The sequence below is a fragment of the Pseudomonas sp. B22129 genome (assembly GCF_044218875.1).
Taxonomy (GTDB): domain Bacteria; phylum Pseudomonadota; class Gammaproteobacteria; order Pseudomonadales; family Pseudomonadaceae; genus Aquipseudomonas.
On sequence record NZ_CP162592.1, the window covers coordinates 4,795,071 to 4,812,618 of the forward strand.

At 62.5% G+C, this 17,548-nt stretch carries 15 protein-coding genes; 8 read left to right on the plus strand and 7 right to left on the minus strand.

The window, feature by feature from the left end:
* Window positions 1-81: 81 nt before the first annotated feature.
* The 3 genes from ehuC to AB4P94_RS22145 are packed head-to-tail and all read left to right on the plus strand — an operon-like array spanning window position 82 to window position 2,193.
* Window positions 82-762, plus strand: coding sequence for an ectoine/hydroxyectoine ABC transporter permease subunit EhuC (gene ehuC, locus AB4P94_RS22135; protein WP_395607456.1), 681 nt, complete (start codon window positions 82-84; stop codon window positions 760-762).
* Complete coding sequence (gene ehuD / locus AB4P94_RS22140) at window positions 759-1,409, plus strand: ectoine/hydroxyectoine ABC transporter permease subunit EhuD (RefSeq protein ID WP_395607457.1); 651 nt, start codon at window positions 759-761, stop codon at window positions 1,407-1,409. Before ehuC ends, ehuD begins: the two co-directional genes overlap by 4 nt.
* Window positions 1,402-2,193, plus strand: coding sequence for an amino acid ABC transporter ATP-binding protein (locus AB4P94_RS22145; protein WP_395607458.1), 792 nt, complete (start codon window positions 1,402-1,404; stop codon window positions 2,191-2,193). The genes ehuD and AB4P94_RS22145 overlap by 8 nt, the downstream gene beginning before the upstream one ends.
* Here AB4P94_RS22145 and AB4P94_RS22150 read toward each other — a convergent pair.
* Together AB4P94_RS22150 and AB4P94_RS22155 are read right to left on the minus strand one after the other, a co-directional pair.
* Window positions 2,190-3,515: an LLM class flavin-dependent oxidoreductase gene (locus tag AB4P94_RS22150; protein WP_395607459.1), complete on the minus strand. Its 1,326-nt coding sequence runs from the start codon at window positions 3,513-3,515 to the stop codon at window positions 2,190-2,192. The two genes, AB4P94_RS22145 and AB4P94_RS22150, sit on opposite strands and share 4 nt — an antisense overlap.
* 60 nt (window positions 3,516-3,575) lie before the next feature.
* A complete protein-coding gene (locus AB4P94_RS22155; RefSeq protein WP_395607460.1) occupies window positions 3,576-4,478 on the minus strand; it encodes an AraC family transcriptional regulator N-terminal domain-containing protein in 903 nt (300 codons plus the stop codon).
* Window positions 4,479-4,598: 120 nt separating this feature from the next.
* Between AB4P94_RS22155 and AB4P94_RS22160 the strand changes: the two genes are divergently transcribed.
* Entirely contained in the window at window positions 4,599-5,399 is an 801-nt protein-coding gene (locus tag AB4P94_RS22160) for an SDR family NAD(P)-dependent oxidoreductase (protein WP_395607461.1), read from the plus strand.
* 53 nt (window positions 5,400-5,452) lie between these two features.
* Here AB4P94_RS22160 and AB4P94_RS22165 read toward each other — a convergent pair whose 3' ends face one another.
* The 3 genes from AB4P94_RS22165 to AB4P94_RS22175 all read right to left on the minus strand — a co-directional run bounded on the left by AB4P94_RS22165 (window position 5,453) and on the right by AB4P94_RS22175 (window position 8,140).
* Window positions 5,453-6,316 carry an NAD(P)-dependent oxidoreductase gene (locus AB4P94_RS22165; RefSeq protein WP_395607462.1) on the minus strand — a complete coding sequence of 288 codons (864 nt, stop codon included), beginning with the start codon at window positions 6,314-6,316 and terminating at the stop codon, window positions 5,453-5,455.
* Window positions 6,317-6,349: 33 nt separating this feature from the next.
* Window positions 6,350-7,105, minus strand: coding sequence for an SDR family NAD(P)-dependent oxidoreductase (locus AB4P94_RS22170; protein ID WP_395607463.1), 756 nt, complete (start codon window positions 7,103-7,105; stop codon window positions 6,350-6,352).
* A gap of 138 nt (window positions 7,106-7,243) precedes the next feature.
* Entirely contained in the window at window positions 7,244-8,140 is an 897-nt protein-coding gene (locus AB4P94_RS22175; RefSeq protein ID WP_395607464.1) for an AraC family transcriptional regulator N-terminal domain-containing protein, read from the minus strand.
* A gap of 497 nt (window positions 8,141-8,637) precedes the next feature.
* Here AB4P94_RS22175 and mqo point away from each other — a divergent pair, with 497 nt between their 5' ends.
* The 3 genes from mqo to fumC are packed head-to-tail and all read left to right on the plus strand — an operon-like array spanning window position 8,638 to window position 12,817.
* Window positions 8,638-10,137: a malate dehydrogenase (quinone) gene (gene mqo / locus AB4P94_RS22180; RefSeq protein ID WP_395607465.1), complete on the plus strand. Its 1,500-nt coding sequence runs from the start codon at window positions 8,638-8,640 to the stop codon at window positions 10,135-10,137.
* On the plus strand, window positions 10,130-11,383 hold the full coding sequence (locus AB4P94_RS22185) for a threonine/serine exporter ThrE family protein (RefSeq protein WP_395607466.1): 1,254 nt from the start codon (window positions 10,130-10,132) through the stop codon (window positions 11,381-11,383). The genes mqo and AB4P94_RS22185 overlap by 8 nt, the downstream gene beginning before the upstream one ends.
* 3 nt (window positions 11,384-11,386) lie before the next feature.
* Window positions 11,387-12,817: a class II fumarate hydratase gene (fumC, locus tag AB4P94_RS22190; RefSeq protein ID WP_395607467.1), complete on the plus strand. Its 1,431-nt coding sequence runs from the start codon at window positions 11,387-11,389 to the stop codon at window positions 12,815-12,817.
* A 43-nt stretch (window positions 12,818-12,860) separates the two neighbouring features.
* Here fumC and AB4P94_RS22195 read toward each other — a convergent pair whose 3' ends face one another.
* The gene (locus tag AB4P94_RS22195; RefSeq protein WP_395607468.1) at window positions 12,861-15,470 is read right to left on the minus strand and encodes a hypothetical protein; all 2,610 of its coding nucleotides are present in this window, start codon (window positions 15,468-15,470) and stop codon (window positions 12,861-12,863) included.
* A 214-nt stretch (window positions 15,471-15,684) separates the two neighbouring features.
* On the opposite strand from AB4P94_RS22195, the gene AB4P94_RS22200 reads away from it, so the two are divergent.
* The gene (locus AB4P94_RS22200; protein WP_395607469.1) at window positions 15,685-16,458 is read left to right on the plus strand and encodes an SDR family NAD(P)-dependent oxidoreductase; all 774 of its coding nucleotides are present in this window, start codon (window positions 15,685-15,687) and stop codon (window positions 16,456-16,458) included.
* Here AB4P94_RS22200 and AB4P94_RS22205 read toward each other — a convergent pair.
* A complete protein-coding gene (locus tag AB4P94_RS22205) occupies window positions 16,443-17,390 on the minus strand; it encodes a LysR family transcriptional regulator (RefSeq protein WP_395607470.1) in 948 nt (315 codons plus the stop codon). The two genes, AB4P94_RS22200 and AB4P94_RS22205, sit on opposite strands and share 16 nt — an antisense overlap.
* Between the last annotated feature and the right edge of the window lie 158 nt (window positions 17,391-17,548).

Here is a 17,548-nt window from a genome sequence, read left to right on the forward strand (position 1 = left end):
CTGATCGGCCTCGCACCGTTGCCTGCCGGCACGCCTTGACCCCGCGCCCGGCAAGCGGCCTAAACCCACACGAGTAAGGCCATGTTTGTCGACCCCGCAACGCTGGATAGCGCAGCGTTCATCGCGCTCCAGTTGGCCCATGGTGCGCTGACCACCTTGCACATCACCGTTCTCGCCGAGCTGGTGGTGCTGGTGCTGTCGTTCGTGATCGCGCTGATGCGCCTGTCGCCTTCACGCACGCTGCGCTGGATCGCCACGCTGTATGTCGAAGTGCTGCGCGGCATCTCGGCGCTGGTGCTGCTGTTCTACCTATTTTTCATCCTGCCGCTGTTTGGCATCAGCCTGTCGCCGATGACCACCGGGGTGCTCGGCTTGGGCCTGACGTTTTCGGCGTATGGCTCGGAGATCGTGCGCTCAGCGCTGGTCAACGTCAGCCGTGGCCAGCGGGACGCGGTTCGCGCCCTCGACTTTGGCCCTGTCACTGCCTTTCGGCGCATCCTGCTGCCGCAAGCGTTGCCGTTCATGCTGCCGCCGTTGGGCAACCAACTGGTGGAGTTGATGAAAACCACCTCGCTGGTGTCGCTGATTACCTTAAGCGACCTGACATTTGCCGGCGGCCAACTGGTCACCACGTTGGGCCAGCAGACCCTGATCTGGAGCATCGTGCTGGTGTGCTATTTCGTGATGGCCTGGCCGTTGAGCTGGCTGGTCAAACGCTACGAGCGGCACGTCACCGCCTGGCGTCAGGAGCCAGGCACATGAATTTTGATTACGCCTTCGCCTGGTCCATCCTGCCCGACCTGTTTCACGGTTTGCTGGTCACCTTCCAAGTGGTGGTGCTGGGCTTTTTGCTCGCCGTGCTGCTGGGCCTGGTGCTGGCCATCGCACAACGCTCGCGCGTCGGCCTCGTGCACGCGGCCAGCAGCGCCTACCTGAGCTTCTTTCGAAATACACCGCTGATGGTGCAGTTGTATGTGCTGTTTTTTGCCTTTCCGTTGCTGGGCATCACGCTCCCGGCGATCTCCACCGGCGTGATCGGGCTGGGCCTGTATTACGGCGCCTACATTGCCGAGGCCTATCGCGGCGCCATCGACGGCGTGCCTGCGGGCCAGTGGGAAGCCGCCAGGGCCCTGGACTTCGACACGGCTACCACCTGGCGCCGCATCGTGCTGCCCCAGGCGTTGAAGCCGATGCTGCCGATTCTCGGCAATTACTTGATCGGCATGTTCAAGGAAACCCCGTTGCTCGCCGTGATCACCATTCCGGAGCTGTTCCAGGCCGCCAAGCAGATTGCGGGCATGACCTACCGCTACAACGAGCCCTACACCGTCATGGCCTTGATGTTCCTGGCGATCAGCGTGCCCACTTCACTGTTTTTCAACTACCTCGAAAGGCGCCGCCATGACTGATCTCTCCCACCCCTTCAGCCTGGCGCCGGCACAGATCCAGCTCACGCAAGTGGTCAAGGATTTTGGCCGCACGCGGGTGATCGACCACCTTGACCTGAGTATCCCTCAAGGCCAGAAAGTCGCGTTGATCGGGCCAAGCGGCTCCGGCAAATCCACCGTGTTGCGCTTGATCAAGGGGCTCGAAACCTACCAGCACGGCACGATTGAAGTCGCAGGTGCCGCCGTGCCCGACACGCAACGACGCTGGCATTGGCCGGGCGCACACAGAAGGCCGGTGGTGCATCGCGTCGGCATGGTGTTCCAGCAGTTCAACCTGTTCCCGCACCTGACGGTGCGTGAAAACATCACCGAGGCGCCGCTCAGGGTAGTCAAGCTCTCGCGTGACGAGGCCAACGCCCGCGCCGACCAATACCTGAGCCTGGTGGGCTTGAGCCACAAGGCCGATGCCTATCCCGGCCAGCTTTCCGGTGGCCAGCAACAGCGCGTGGCGATTGCCCGCGCCCTGGCCATGCGGCCGCAGGTGATGCTATTCGATGAAGTCACCTCGGCCCTGGACCCGGAGTTGGTCGGCGAGGTGTTGGCGGTGATTCGCGCCATTGCCCACGAGCAGCAAATGACCATGCTGCTGGTGACCCACGAAATGCAGTTCGCCCAAGACATCGCCGACCGCGTGTTATTCATGGAAGCCGGAAAGATCGTCGCCGACGGCTCGCCGCAGCAGATTCTGGTGAACCCCGACAACGATCGCACCCGGCGCTTTCTCAACCGGGTGGAGCAACGCTAGCGGAAAAACCGGTTGGCAGGCCGTGGCAGCCCGAGGTTTTCGCGCAACGTGCTGCCCTCATACTCACGGCGGAAAATCCCGCGCCGTTGCAGCTCGGGCACCACTTTATCCGCGAAGTCATCCAGCCCGCCCGGCAGCCAGGGGAACATGATATTGAAGCCGTCACTGCCCTCGGTGTCCAGCCACTGTTGCATCTCATCGGCGATGCTTTGCGCTGTACCGACAAACGACAGGCCGGCATAGCCACCCAAGCGCTGGGCCAGTTGGCGCACGGTCAGTTGCTCGCGGTCGGCCAGGGCCAGCACGCGCTCACGGGAACTCTGGCTGTCGTTGGTTTCAGGGATCGCCGGTAGAAACTTGTCGGGGTCGAATTTCGACGCATCCGTGCCCAGGGCCACCGACAGCGAAGCGATTGCGCTTTGCTCATGCACCAGGCTGTCGAGGTGCGCGCGGATACGCTTGGCGTCTTCCCGCGTGTCCCCCACCACCACAAACGCACCGGGCAAAATCTTCAAGTGCCCGGGGTTGCGCCCGATCAGGCGCATACGGCGTTTGATGTCGGCGTAGAAGGCTCTGCCCTCCTCCAGCGTGCCCGGTGCGACAAAGATGACTTCAGCGGTTTCGGCAGCCAGTTGCCGCCCGGGCTCGGAAGCCCCGGCCTGCACGATCACCGGCCAGCCCTGCACCGGGCGTGCGATGTGCAGCGGGCCGCGCACATTCAGGTAGCGGCCCTGATGGTCCAGGGTATGCAGCTTGTCGGGATCAAAGTACACGCCACTGTCGGCATCGCGAATAAATGCGTCGTCCGCCCAGCTGTCCCACAGCCCCGTGACCACCTCGTAAAACTCGCGGGCGCGGGCATAACGCTCGTCATGGGCGTACGCCTGCTTGAGGCCAAAGTTCAACGCGGCATCCGGGTTGGCGGTGGTGACGACGTTCCAGCCGGCGCGGCCGTTGCTCAAGTGATCCAGCGAGGCGAAGCGGCGGGCGATATGAAACGGCTCGTCGTAAGTGGTCGAGGCCGTGGCGATCAGCCCGATGTGCTCGGTGGCCTGGCTGAGTGCGGACAACAGCGTGAACGGCTCGAACGACGTCGCCGTATGGCTGCGTTTCAGCGCCTCGACGGGCATGTTCAACAATGCCAGGTGGTCCGCCATGAAAAACGCGTCGAAGCGCGCCCGTTCAAGCGTTTGCGCAAACCGCTTGAGGTGAGTGAAGTTAAAATTGGCGTCGCGAAATGCGCCTGGATACCGCCAGGCACCGGTATGGATGCTGGCTGGACGCATAAAGGCGCCGAGCTTGAGTTGACGTTGAGCGGTCATGGGGCACTCCCGGAAGATGACTGCCGAGCATCGACCGGGCGCCCATGGCCTGTCCAATAATCAAACGTGCTGGCTTATACCCGTCAGCTTGTTGATGTCCTGACGGGGCGGCAGGCCGAACATCCGCGCGTAGTCGCGGCTGAACTGCGAGGCGCTGGCGTAACCGACGGCGTAGGCCGTGGCTTCGGCTGATACCCGCTCGGTGATCATCAGCCGCCGTGCTTCCATCAAGCGCACTTTTTTCTGATAGTCCAGCGGCGTCATGCCAGTCAGTGCCTTGAAGCTGCGATGGAAGGCCGAAATACTCATGCCGGCCATGTCCGCCAGCGCCTCCAGGGATTGGCTCTGAGCATAACGCACACGCAGCGCCTGCAAGACCTGCATCAACTTCTGATTGCGCTGCGTCGAGACGATCTGGCCGGCCAATACGTCGCCCCTCGGGCCACTGAGCAACAGGTAACACAGCTCGCGCATCAGCCCTGGAAACAGGATATCGGCGGCCAGCGGCTGGTCGAGCAAATCGACGATACGCCTGGCGCAATCGAGCAATTGCGCATTCAGGTCAATGGCAAATGCGGGCACGGGCGCACCGGTGCACGGCGTGATCACACCGGCCAGCTTTTCGTACACCTCACTCAGGATGGCTTGGTCGAACACCACGACCAGGCTCAGGTACGGCGCATGATTATCGCCCTCCACCACCTGGCTCGACCCCGGCACCGTCACGTTGACTATTCTTGCCTGGCCCGCCCGGTATTCCTGGCGCTGCTCGCCGAATGCGGTCCACTTCGCGCCTTGCAGCACCATGCAGATGGCAGGCTGATGCACCAGGTGCGTCGGGTGCCGTTCCGCCTGGGCACGCATGAGGACCACGCCGTCGATGCCGGTGAGGCAGGGGCCGGAATCCGGGCTGCGTGATAAATGACGGCTGACGGCATCGCGTAACGCGTCGAGGGCGTGCATGGTGTTCTCCCGATGCCCTGACAAGATCAGGCAAGAAATGGCCGGATCCAGGCATGTCGATTGCCGCAGGTTAGCCGTATCGTTTTCAACCAGCAACACTCCTTTAAAGAGGCTGGAACCATGTCTGATACCCCCATCACTATCCGTCCATTGGCCCTCGTCACCGGCGCCTCTTCTGGCATCGGCCGCGCCTTTGCCGTGCAGCTCGCAGCACTGGGCTATGACCTGATTGTGGTCGCGCGCCGTCGTGAACGGCTCGAAGCACTGGCCAGCGCCCTGCCCCAGGTCAGCGTTCGCCCGCTGGTTGCCGACCTCGCCACCCGCGCCGGTATCGATACAGTGGCTGCCGCATGTGCGAACGAACCCCTTACCTTGCTGGTCAACAACGCGGGCGTCGCCCATTACATGCCATTCGCTGATTTGCCCACGGACAAGGCCAGCGAACTGCTGCACGTTAAAGTCCTCGCCCCGACCCTGCTGGCCCACGCCGCCGTGCCCGGCATGCTGGCACGCGGCGGCGGAACCGTGATCAACGTGGCCGGCATGCTCGCCTACAGCGGCCCGGCGCCCCTGGAGCAACTGCCCGTGCGGCGCGCGGTGTATACCGGGACGCTGGCGCATTTAGTGGCGTTTTCGCAGACGCTGCACGAGGAACTCAAGGGTCAGGGCCTGAAGGTGCAGGTGCTGTGCCCGGGCGTAGTGGCTACCGAATTCCATGAACGCCAGGGTATGGACTTGAGCGCCGTGCCACGCATGGCCGCCGATGATGTGGTCACCGCCAGCCTGCGCGGGTTGGCGCTCGGGGAAGTGGTCTGCGCACCCGGTGTGGAGCATGCCGAACTGCTCGGCATCGCAGCGAGTGCCAGCCTTGGCGCTTTCGCAGGGCAATCACCGCAACTGGCCCGGCGTTATTCTGAATAGTCCGGTACGGCAAACCCCTCCACGCGGGAGGTGTTTACCGTTCAGGTGGGTTGTTACTGCGTAAACAATTGGGCGACGCTGGTGATATTCGCCTGGCCCAGGCCTTCGATCATGCCGTGCTGAAACACCCCGTGCGCCGCCGCAATGGTCGGCGCAGCGTCAGCGGAGCCTGCTGCGTCGAGGGCATACCCGAAGTCTTTTTCCATCAATTCCACCGGGAATCTCGGTGCGTTATCGCCCGCAAGCATCAAGCCGACCATCTGCCGCGCCGCCGCACTCGACACGGGCGTGCCGCCGATCACCTCGAACACCCGCGCCGCATCCGCGCCGGCGCGCTGCAGAATGCCCATCAACTCCGCCAGCACGGCCACTTGCACGCCGAGCAACGCATTGGTGCCCAATTTGGTCAGTGCGCCTGCGCCCAACGGGCCGACAAGGTGCAGGGAAGAACCGAGTACATTCAACAAGGGCCGTGCGCGCTCAAAGGTCTGGGCATCACCGCCCAACAAATACACCAGCTGAGCAGTTTCAGCCTGTGGGCGGGAGCCCGACACGGGTGCTTCGAGCAACGACACGCCATGCGCGGCGGCTTCGCCACCCAACTCACGCACCCAATGTGGCGACAGGGTCGAGCTTTCAATTGCCACCGCGCCTTTGGCCATCCCCGCCAACGCGCCCTTCAGCGGGTCGAGCCACACCTGGCGCGATGCACCGTCATCACGCACCATCGAGAACACAAACTCGGCGCCTTTGGCCGCGTCTTTCGGGCTGCTGGCGTGCTGTGCGCCCTTGGCCACCAGTTCATCGGCCGCCTCAGGCGCACGATTCCATACGGTTACCCGGTGGCCGGCATTGAGCAAATTCAACGCCATGCGCGACCCCATGGCCCCGATACCTAAAAATGCTACGTTCGACATGGCTAAAACCTCGTGGAAGGGTTGGGGGTTCAGTCAGATGCCCTGGCCGCCGGACACTTCAATGCGCTGGGCATTGACCCAGCGGTTGTCCTCGGCCAACAGGCTGGCAATCATCGGGCCGATATCGTCCGGCACACCGGCGCGGCCCAGGGCTGTCATGTCGGCAAAGATCTTGTTCACGTCGGGGTTATCGCGCACCGCGCCGCCGCCAAAATCAGTCTCGATGGCGCCCGGTGCCACGGTATTCACCGCAATGCCACGGCTGCCGAACTCCTTGGCCATGTAGATCGACAGCACTTCAACGGCGGCCTTGACCGCCGCATAGGCAGCGTAGCCCGGGAAGGACACACGGGTGAGCCCGCTGGACAGGTTGACGATACGGCCACCATCGGCGATCAGCGGCAGCAAGGTCTGGGTCAGGAAATACACGCCCTTGAAATGCACATTCACCAAACCGTCGAACTGCGCTTCGCTGGTCTGGTCGATCAGGGCGTAGTCGCCATGACCGGCGTTGTTCACCAGGTGGTCAAAGCTTTCGCGCTGCCAGGTATCGCGCAGTACGGCGCGCAAGGCGGTGGCGAACGAGGCAAAGCCTGTCACATCGCCGGTGTCCAGTTGCAAGGCCACCGCTTTGCGGCCCAGGGCTTGGATTTCGGCGACCACGGCCAGTGCGTCTTCGGCACGGCGCTGGTAGGTAACGATCACATCCCCGCCACGGCGGGCAATGCTCAAGGCGGTGTTGCGGCCGAGGCCGCGGCTGGCGCCGGTAACGATAGCGATCTGGGTCATGGCAAAACTCCTCAGTGGGTGTGAGGCCATGATAGGAAGGGGTGCGCCGCAGAGCGTTGCCGGAAACTGGGTGTTGTTTGCCCAATCCTCCCAACTGTGGCGAAAGGGCTTGTTGTGGCAGCAAGCCCGGCTGATGCGTCAGGCAGACGCTTTGGCCCAACCTTTGAACGCTTCAACGTCCTTGATCGGTGGCAAACCGAACATGCGTGCGTATTCGCGGTTGAATTGCGAGACGCTTTCATAGCCGACATTGAATGCGGCGCTGCTGGCCGAGGCGCCTTCGGCCAACAGCATTCGGCGCGCCTCGATCAACCGCAGGTTCTTCTGGAATTGCAGGGGCGACAATGACGTGACTGCGCGAAAATGCCGGTGGAAGGATGACGGGCTCATGCCGGCGGTAGCCGCCAGTTGGTCAACCGGCAATGGCCGCTTGTAGTCGGCCCGCAACACCGCCACCGCCCGCGCCACACGCTGGGCCTGACCTTCAACACAGCCCAACTGACGAATCGCCGCGCCATGGCGACCCACCAGCAACCAGTAGTGAAGTTCACGCACCAACTGGGCGTGCAGGACCGGGCCGGACGCCGGGAAATCCAGGATACGCATCAGGCGCAGTGCCGCGTCCACCACCTGGGCGTCGGTGCGCTCGGCAGCCTTTAGCGCCAGGCCGGGCAACGCCTGTTGAGGTTTGATCTGCAGCGACAACTCGGCAATCACCGTCGGGTCCAGGTCCAGCACGATAGACAGGTAAGGTGCCTGGGGGCTGGCCTGGGTGATCTGGCTGACCGTCGGCACATCGGCGGTAATCAGCAACGAATCCCCGGCGTGGAAGGTGAACGTCTGGGTGCCCATGGTCACTTCCTTGGTGCCTTGCAGGATCAGGCAGATCAAAGGGTTGGGCATCGAATGGAGCAAGCCGCTGGGGGTGTTCGAACGAATCGTGGTCAAACCGGGCACCGGCGTCTGGGCCACGCCGTTGGCATCGGCGTTGGCCTCAACGTAGGCGCGAACCGCGTCGAGCAATGTGGGGGTCATGGAGGGCGGTCCGAGGTCGGTCAGTCAATTGCGGGTGAATTTCATCCTACTTCAGTAACACCCAGGGAATAAAGATGTTGTCCGTACGTCACACCCAAAACGGTATGTAAACATTATTTAAATTGAACGTTCTTATACAAAGTAACGAATAGTTTAAGTTGGCCGGCAGGTCGGTTATCTAGACGACCCTTATCACTAAACCGTTAACAGTCTGAATATAAACTGAATGCCCCCTGCTTCAAAAAAGATGTACTTGACGGCAATTAAAGCGACACCCTATTGTCAGAAAAAAGCGTTACACAGTTTCACTTGTTTTCAGGAAATACGGGGCCTTCAGCCCTCCCATCAAGGAAAACGAATAACTATTCAACCGAACCACGGTCTGCAAATTATTCGTGTCGATATGCCTTAAAAGTGTCCCGGCTTACAGCGCCCGCGTCCCGGCCGGAATGCTCACTCACTCTATGCCAGCGAGATTAAACACTGAAGGTACCCCCATGTCCCCAGCAACTGTTTCCCGAACGGCTGATGTACTCCTGATCGGCGCCGGCATCATGAGCGCCACCGTCGGCACCCTGCTCAAGGAGCTGGAGCCCGGCCTTGAAATCGCGATGTACGAGGCGCTGCACGACTGCGCCCAGGAAAGCTCCGACGGCTGGAATAACGCCGGCACGGGCCATGCGGCCAATTGCGAGCTCAATTACACACCGCTCAAACCCGACGGCACGGTAGACATCGCCAACGCGCTGGAAGTGAACGTGGAATTCGACATTTCCCGCCAGCTCTGGACCTACCTGGTGCGCAAAGGCGCGATTGCCGACCCTGGCGCGTTCATTCATGCCTGCCCGCACATGAGCTTTGTGACCGGCGAGGAAAACCGCGACTTCCTGCGCAAACGCTTCCAGGCCATGTCGGCCCACCACTGTTACCACGGCATGGAGTACAGCGAAGACCCGCACGTCATCGCCGGCTGGGCGCCTTTGGTGATGGAAGGGCGTGACCCCAAGGAAATCGTCGCCGCCACGCACATGATCAGCGGTTCCGATGTGGACTACGGTGCCCTCACCCACTTGCTGGTCGCCCAACTGGCCAAACAGCCGGGTTTTACCGTGCAGTACGGGCATCAAGTGGTAGGCCTCGGCCGCAGTGACGACGGTCAATGGTTGGTCAAGGTCAAAGACCTGGCGAGCGGCGCCACGCAAACCACCCAGGCCAAATTCGTGTTTATCGGTGCAGGCGGTGCGTCCATCGAACTGTTGCAGAAATCCGGCATTCCCGAGGGTCACGGTTATGCGGGCTTCCCCGTCAGCGGCATCTGGCTGCGGTGTGATGTAGCCGAAGTGGCCGCGTGTCACCAGGCCAAGGTCTATGGCAAAGCCCCCCATGGTTCGCCGCCGATGTCGGTGCCGCACCTGGACACACGCATCATCGGCGGTAAACGTTCGATGCTGTTCGGGCCGTATGCCGGGTTCTCCAGCAAGTTTCTCAAGTCTGGTTCCTACCTGGACCTGTTCAAGTCGATCCGCCCTGCCAACCTTGCGCCGATGCTCGACGTGGCCGTGCACAGCTGGGACCTGGAAAAGTACCTGATCAGCCAGGTCACCCAGACCGCCGACGAGCGCTTCGCCTCGCTCAAGGAGTTTTTCCCCAACGCCACCCAGGCCGACTGGAAAGAAGCCGTGGCCGGCCAGCGCGTGCAGATCATCAAGCCCACCGGCCATGGCGGCGGCCAACTGGTCTTCGGCACCGAGCTGATTGCCGCGCAGGACAAGTCCATCGTGGCTTTGCTAGGCGCGTCCCCGGGCGCCTCCACTGCCGCGCATATCTCGCTGCAAGTGCTGCAAAAATGCTTCGCCGACAAGCTCACGCCAGACGCCTGGCTGCCGCGCTTGCAGGCCATCATTCCCACCTATGGCGTGGATTTGAAAACCGACGGCGATGCTTGCCACGCATCCCGCGCCGACACGGCACAGGTGCTGGGCTTGCAGAATGTCTGAGGTGCCACTCGAGCGCGTGGCCCATCTGTGCGCGCGCATCGGGCGGATGCTGCTGACCCACGGCGCCGACACCCGGCACACGCAACGCATTGTGTACGAGGTGGCCCGCGCCCTGGGCCACCCGGTGCAGGTCCTGGTCACGGCCGAGGCACTGTTGGTCACGGTGGGCGACGAGGCGCAGTTCCAGACCAAAGTCGGCCATGCCCTGAGCGCGATGACCGTGGACATGGGCACGCTGATGGCCTTGCAGCGCGTGGTTGACGGCATTTGCCTGGGCACGCTCAAAGCGCAAGCGATTGATACCCGGCTCGATGCTGTGGAACGCGCACCACGCGAGCACTCGGCGCCGGTGATGACGCTGGGCATTGCCATGACGGCGGCATCCTTGGCCCGCCTGTTTGGCGCGCAGTGGTCAGTGGTGGCGGCGGCGTTTGTCGCCGGGTTGCTCAGCGTAGTGCTGCGCCGGCTGCTGGGCCGTTACTCACTCAATGGCGTGGCGACGGTGTTTGTCACCGCGTTACTCAGTGGCGTGGCCAGCATCCTGGTGTTGCGCGCATTTCCAGGGGTTTCTCCCGTGCTGTGCCTCACCGCTGCCGGGATGATCCTGGTGCCCGGCGTGCCGCTGATCAACGGCGTGCGCGACCTGGTCAGCGGCCATCCCGACAGCGGCCTGGCGCGGATTGCCAGCGGGGCGATTACGGTGCTGGTGATCAGCTTTGCACTGTTCATCGCCGCTGCCCTGGCCGGCGACAGCGTGCCGGTCGGTAGCGGGCCGGGCTCATTGCCGTTGGGCCAGGACGTCGTGTTTGCAGCCACCGCTGCGGCCGGTTACGCGCTGTTTTTCAATGTGCCCTGGCGCGCGCTGTGGGTGTGCGTGCTGTGTGGCATGGCGGCCCATGGCCTGCGCACGCTGGCGCAGCACCACGGGCTGGACCTGGCCTGTGCATCACTGCTCGGCGCGTTCGCTGCCGGCCTGGTCGCACTGATCGCCGGGGCCCGCCTGCGGGTACCGCCGGTGGCGTTTGCATTTCCCGGCATCGTTGCGCTGGTCCCGGGCTCCTATGGTTTTCGCGCCGGTATGGGCGGTTTGCAATTGATGTCGCTCGGCGCCGATTCCCCCGTGGTTTTGATCGCTGACACCACTTCGCTGGCCATCACCACGGTGATTGTCAGTGCTGCCATCGCCGTGGGCTTGTTGCTCGCGCTGGCAGTTCAACCTGAACGCCATTTATCTGATGAGGGTTAAGAGATGACAGACATTCCAATCGGCCTGGAGGCCACCGGCAACCGCAGTGAATTCGACAGCATGGGCAGCGTTGAGGTGCCCGCCGACAAATACTGGGGCGCGCAGACCCAGCGTTCCCTGCAGCATTTTTCCATCGGCAATGACCGCATGCCCAAAGCGGTGTATCACGCCTACGGCGTGGTGAAAAAAGCCTGTGCGCTGGTCAACGCCGCCGCCGGGCGCCTGCCGCAACACAAGCGTGACGCCATCGTGCAGGCCGCCGACGAAGCCATCGCCGGCAAGCTCGACGAGCACTTCCCGCTGTACGTGTGGCAAACCGGCTCGGGCACCCAGTCAAACATGAACGTCAATGAAGTGCTGTCCAACCGCGCGATTCAGTTGCTCGGCGGCACCCTCGGCAGCCAGCAGCCCGTGGGGCCGAACGATGACGTAAACATGGGCCAGTCCTCCAACGACAGCTTTCCCACCGCCATGCACATCGCCGCCGTGACCCTGATCGATGACCGCCTGGTGCCGGAACTGAACCACCTGGCCGCAACCATCGAGGCCAAAGCCAAGGGCTGGATGGACGTGATCAAGGTCGGCCGCACCCACCTGCAAGACGCCACGCCGCTGTCGGTCGGCCAGGAATGGAGCGGCTGGGCCGCACAGATTCGCCGTTGCACCGCCGAGATCGAACACAGCCGTGAAGGCCTCTACGAACTGGCGCTGGGCGGCACTGCCGTCGGCACCGGCTTGAACGCGCCGGCTGGTTTTTCGGCAACTATCGCCGCAAAAATTGCCGAACTCACCGGCAAGCCCTTCGTCACCGCGCCGAACAAATTCATGGCCCAAGGCTCGCTCGACGCCATGGTCAGGGCCAGTGCAGCGTTGCGCGGTGCTGCGGTGGCGCTGATGAAAATCGCCAACGACATGCGCTGGCTCGCCTCAGGCCCGCGCTGCGGCTTTGGCGAACTGCAACTGCCGGCCAACGAGCCCGGTTCCTCGATCATGCCCGGCAAGGTCAACCCGACCCAGTGCGAAGCCATGGTGATGATCGCGATTCAGGTGATCGGCGACGACACCGCCATTGCCTTCGCCGGCAGCCAGGGCAACTTCGAACTGAACGCGATGCGCCCGATCATCATCAACAACTTCCTGCACTCGGCGACCCTCCTCGCCGACGGCTGCGAGAAATTCCGTACCTATTCGGTGGAAGGCACGGACCTCAACCGCGAAAAAATCCAGGGCTACCTGGACAACAACCTGATGCTGGTGACGGCGCTGTCGCCGGTGATCGGCTACCAGAACGCGGCGCACATTGCCGAAGATGCCCAGGCCACGGGCTCGACACTCAAGGCCGCCGCCTTGAAATCCGGCAAAATCAGCGAGCAGGATTACGACCGGATCATCGTTCCCGGGGACATGGTCGGCAAAGGTGTAGCAGGCGCCTGACAGCCAGAAACCTGTGCCGGGTTCCGGCACAGGTGTCTATCACTCAGTAGTTGGCACTCGGATTACCCACATCCACGTAGCCATTTTTCGGTGCGGTAATCACATCCAGCGGCGGCGGCGTGACGCCAAACCCCTTGAATTGATCCGTGAGCCCCTTGTACCAGTCTTCTTGCTGTTTCTTGCGCGCGTTGTCGGCCTTGATGTCGGCAATGATCGCGTAGATCAGCCCGCCCACCGCCGCCACACCACCCACCGCACCGGCCAGCGCGCCCGCCGCCCCGCCGATGACGCCTGCGGCTTCGGCAACGCCTGCGGCCACGGTGGTGATGCGCGGCACCACATAGGTGGCGACTTCCACGGCCCCGGCCACGGCAGACAAACCATTGAGGCCGGCAAACGTTCCCTGAAAGCCCGCAGCGACTTTATCGCCACTCTGCGCCGAGTTCTTCGCCGAAATCGCCCCGGTGACCAAACCCAACACGTTACCGGTGACGCCCCCCAGGCTCTTGCCGACGTTCTCCACATCCTTGACGAATTTGGGCGCATCAAACTTGTACGTGCCCTGCTTGGTGCGGTCGAACTGGTCCTGGACGAACTTGGCCCCGCCCTCCATCAACAGCCCCGCCGCCTGAAACGACTGGCCGACCGTCTGCGCCGTGCTGCCACCCTTGCCGCTGGCGATCCGCGTACCGATGGCGCCGGCCAGCAACACGCCGGACACGCCGTGCATCACCCCGGCCTTGTAGGCTGCGCTCACCCCGGCGGGCAGCTTGCCACCCCAGCTGCTTTGGACTTTCTTGATCGCGTCATCAAACTTGGCGCCGCCACGCATGGCGTCTTCCACCGCGCGAATGCCGCTGATGATGTCGGCGGTTTTCGGTGGCGCTTCGCCGGGCACGGTGAACGCGGCAATGTTGTCGTTGATGACCTGCTCAAGGCGCGGGTCATTGGCGCCAGTGACGCCCAGGCCCCGGTAGAAGTCGTCGATGGTCTGGCCCTTGAGCAAGTCCTCGCGACCCAGCTTGGCGGCGGCATCGTTGAAGGTCGCACTGCCCGCCTGCACGGTTTTATCGTCGAGCACGGCGTCGAAAACAGCCTTGTTCACACCGGACTGAATCACCGCCTTGTCGGCTGGCACGCCGCTGGCGATCAGGTCGTCGATTTCCTTGCCGGAGGTGATGTGCGCGTATTCGGCCTTGACCTTGTCCTTGATTTCTTGCGGGGCATTTTCCAGGGCTTTTTTGTAGTCCGGCTGCTTGCCGAGGGCCTGGGCGTAGAAGTCCGGGTATTTGATAAAACTCGACAGCGCGTCCGTGGTACTGGCGCCCTTGGTAGCAAACGCACTTTCCAGCGCATCGGTGCTGGATGAGGCTTCGAGGCGCCGCTCCATCTCGGCTTTCAGGGCCGGGTCGGCGGCGACGGTTTTCTGCAGCTGCTCGATGCCCTGGGTGTTGAGGAACTGTTGGACGTCCGGGTCCTTGCTGAGCGTGTCGATACGGCTTTGTACATCGTTGATGAAGTCTTCGCGCTGCTGGCCCGGCGACTTGCCGTCACCGGCCCACTGATTGGCGCCGTCCGGGCCCTGGTGCGCGAAGGCGTCGGCGCCGGCCTTGTAGTTGGCCAGGCCCGTGGACAATTGAATGATGGCTGCGGTCTTGTCCGCGCCACTGGCACTGCTGTTGCCGCTGACAAAGTAGTCGGCGCCAACCTTGGAGGCATCCCCACCGGCGGCTTTCACCGCGTCTTCGGTGGCCTTGGCGTTGAGGTCCTTGATCTGGTCGTCGGCGCTGTTGCCGTCCAGGCCCTTGAGGTTGTCGTAGCCGTATTTGCCGAAGTCCTGCAGGCGCCCGGCCTCGGTGCCGTGGCGCGCTTCGCCATCCTTGGTAAACCCGTCGATGCGGCCATTGCCCACCTCACCGCCTTCGATGTGTTTGCCGGTCTCGTCATAGTTCTCGACGTAGTTGAGCACCTGGGCCGCGCGCCAGGCGGCGTCCGGGTCATGCTCAAAGTCACCGACGCGTTCACGCAGCTTGTCTTTCACGCCGCTCTGGTTGCCGAGGTTCTTGAGCAGCGGGTTGTCGTCGATGATTTGCTGCGCGCTGCGCGTGTCGCCCACCGGGCGCCCTTCACCGGGCAATGGCAAGTGGTTGGAGGGTGCATCACCCTTTGGCGGGGCCTTGGGTTTGCTCACCGGCAGCGTGCCTTTGAGGGTGTCCCAGCCGTACTTGCCGAAGTCCTGCAGGCGCCCGGCTTCGGTGCCATGGCGTGCGTCACCGCCCTTGGTGAACCCGTCGATCTTGCCGTTGCCGGCGTCGTTGAGTTCTGCGCGTTTAACCGTGGGTTTGCCGTTTTCGTCGAGTTTTTCGACGTGCTCCAGCACGCGGCTGGCACGGTAGGCGGCGTCCGGGTCGTGCTCGAAATCCCCCACGCGCTCACGCAGCTTGTCTTTCACGCCGCTCTGGTTTCCGAGGTTTTTCAACAGGGGGTTGTCATCGATGATCTGTTGCGCGGTACGAAAGTCACCGGGCGGCCGCTTGGTATCCGGCCCGAGGCTGTTGTCGCCAGACGGGTTGTCCACTGCCCTGGAAACCGCCTTGTTCCAGTTGGGGTTATCGCCCGCCTTGGGGGTGCTGTCGACCGGGTTCACCTGCATGACCTTCTCCTGTTACGGCATGGGAGCCGGATTATTGGACGGCAAGTGCAACAGTCTTGTTACATGCGGACAATTGGTTGCGGCGACAGAAATAATGAACTTTAAGCTCGCAACTCGATGAGTTTTACGTGGATTATCGGAGGTAATTCTTCACCGTAACCTGTGCCCATAGCGCAAGCACACCGCCTTGCGCCGCACACGAACGGAGCTTCCCATGACCTCATCCACTGCCCGCCAACTCGAAGGCAAAGTCGCGCTGATTACCGGCGCCAGTTCCGGCATCGGCCGTGCCACCGCCCTTGTGCTCGCCCGGCGCGGCGCCAAAATTGTCGCGGCGGCGCGCCGTCAAAGTGAACTGGACGACGTGGTGGCCCAGATCACCGCTGAAGGCGGGATTGCCGTCTCCATCGTGGTCGATGTCACCTGCGAAGCCGACATCATCGCCATGGTCCAATTTGCCGTGAGCACCTACGGCAAGCTCGACATTGCCTTCAACAACGCCGGCACCGAGGGCGTATTCGCGCCACTGATCGAGCAGGACAACGCGCGCTTCGACCTGGTGTTCGAACCCAATGTGCGCGGGGTATTCAACTGCATGAAATACGAGGCCAAAGTCATGCTCGAACAGGGTTTTGGCAGCATCATCAACAATGCATCCATGGGCGGCGTGATCGGTTTCGACACGGCGGCGCTGTACATCGGTACCAAGCATGCGGTGGTCGGCATGACAAAAACCGCGTCCATCGAATGGTTCAAGCAGGGCGTGCGGGTCAACGCGCTGTGCCCGGGGCTGATTGAAACCCCGTTCCACCATCGCGGGATCTGGCCTTCGGTGGAGGCCCAGCAGGCGTTTGCCGCCAACACGCCAGCCAGCCGTTTTGGCACGGCTGAAGAGATGGCCACCGTGGTGGCCTTCCTCGGCTCGGAAGATTCGAGCTACGTGTCGGGCCACGCCCTGTTGGCCGATGGTGGTTACTCGGTGGCCTGACGGTTGGAGGCTTGAAAGAAGTCGATAAATGCCCGGAGCTTTCCGGGCATTTGCGCACGGTTGGCGTAATACAGATGGAAGGTTTCAGCGGGCGCTGCGTACTTTTCCAGCAGCGCAACCAACTGGCCGCTGGCGATTTGTTTTTCGGCAAACGGCCGGAACACCATGGCCAGGCCACAGCCCAATTGCGCCGCCGACAAGGTGGTGCGCATTTCATCCAGCACCAGGCGCCCTTTCACCTCGATCTCGACATTGGCCTTGCCGATGCGAAACGTCCAGTCCATGAACGGCCCGCGGCTGCTCAGGCGCTGGCGGATGCAGTCGTGTTCCAGCAAGTCTTCGGGCGTATTCAAGGGTGCTGATTGCGCCAGATACTGCGGTGTGCCGACCACCACCATCGGCTGTGACGCGCCCAGCGGTACCGCAATCATGTCGCGCTGCAAGGCCTGGCCCAGGCGAACACCGGCGTCAAAGCCCTCGCCGATGATGTCGTTCAGGCCATTGTCGAGTGAGATATCCAGCGTGATGTCCGGGTAGTGCGCGAGAAAGGCCGGCACATGCGGCTCGATCAGCGAGGCATAGGCGACGTAAGAACTGTTGATTTTCAGCGCGCCGTAGGGCCGCGTGGCGGTGTCGTGGACCTGCTGCACCGAGAAGCGGATCTGCTCCAGCGCCGGCGCCAGGGTGTCGAGTAACTGGCTGCCGGACTCGGTCAAGGCCACGCTGCGGGTGGTGCGGTTGAACAGGCGCACGCCCAGTTGCGCCTCCAGTTGCTTGATGGTTTTGGACATGGCGGTGGGCGTGACTTCAAGCTCGGCTGCCGCCCGTGCAAAATTCATGTGCCGCGCCACACATTCAAAGGCGATCAGCGCGGGCAGGTGCACCGGGCGAGCGCCGGGAATGGCCTCGGGCAGCGTGGTTTTCATGCTCATGGGGCGTCTCGACTAAAGTGTTCACACCGATACACAAGCATAAATTAGTTCAACTAACCCGCGCATTAAAAATACCGCCCACGAAAAAATCCGCCGCAGAGCCTGCGGCGGCAAACCAAAGGTTTTTGTCGAAGCAGAGCGGCTAAGACAGGAACAAC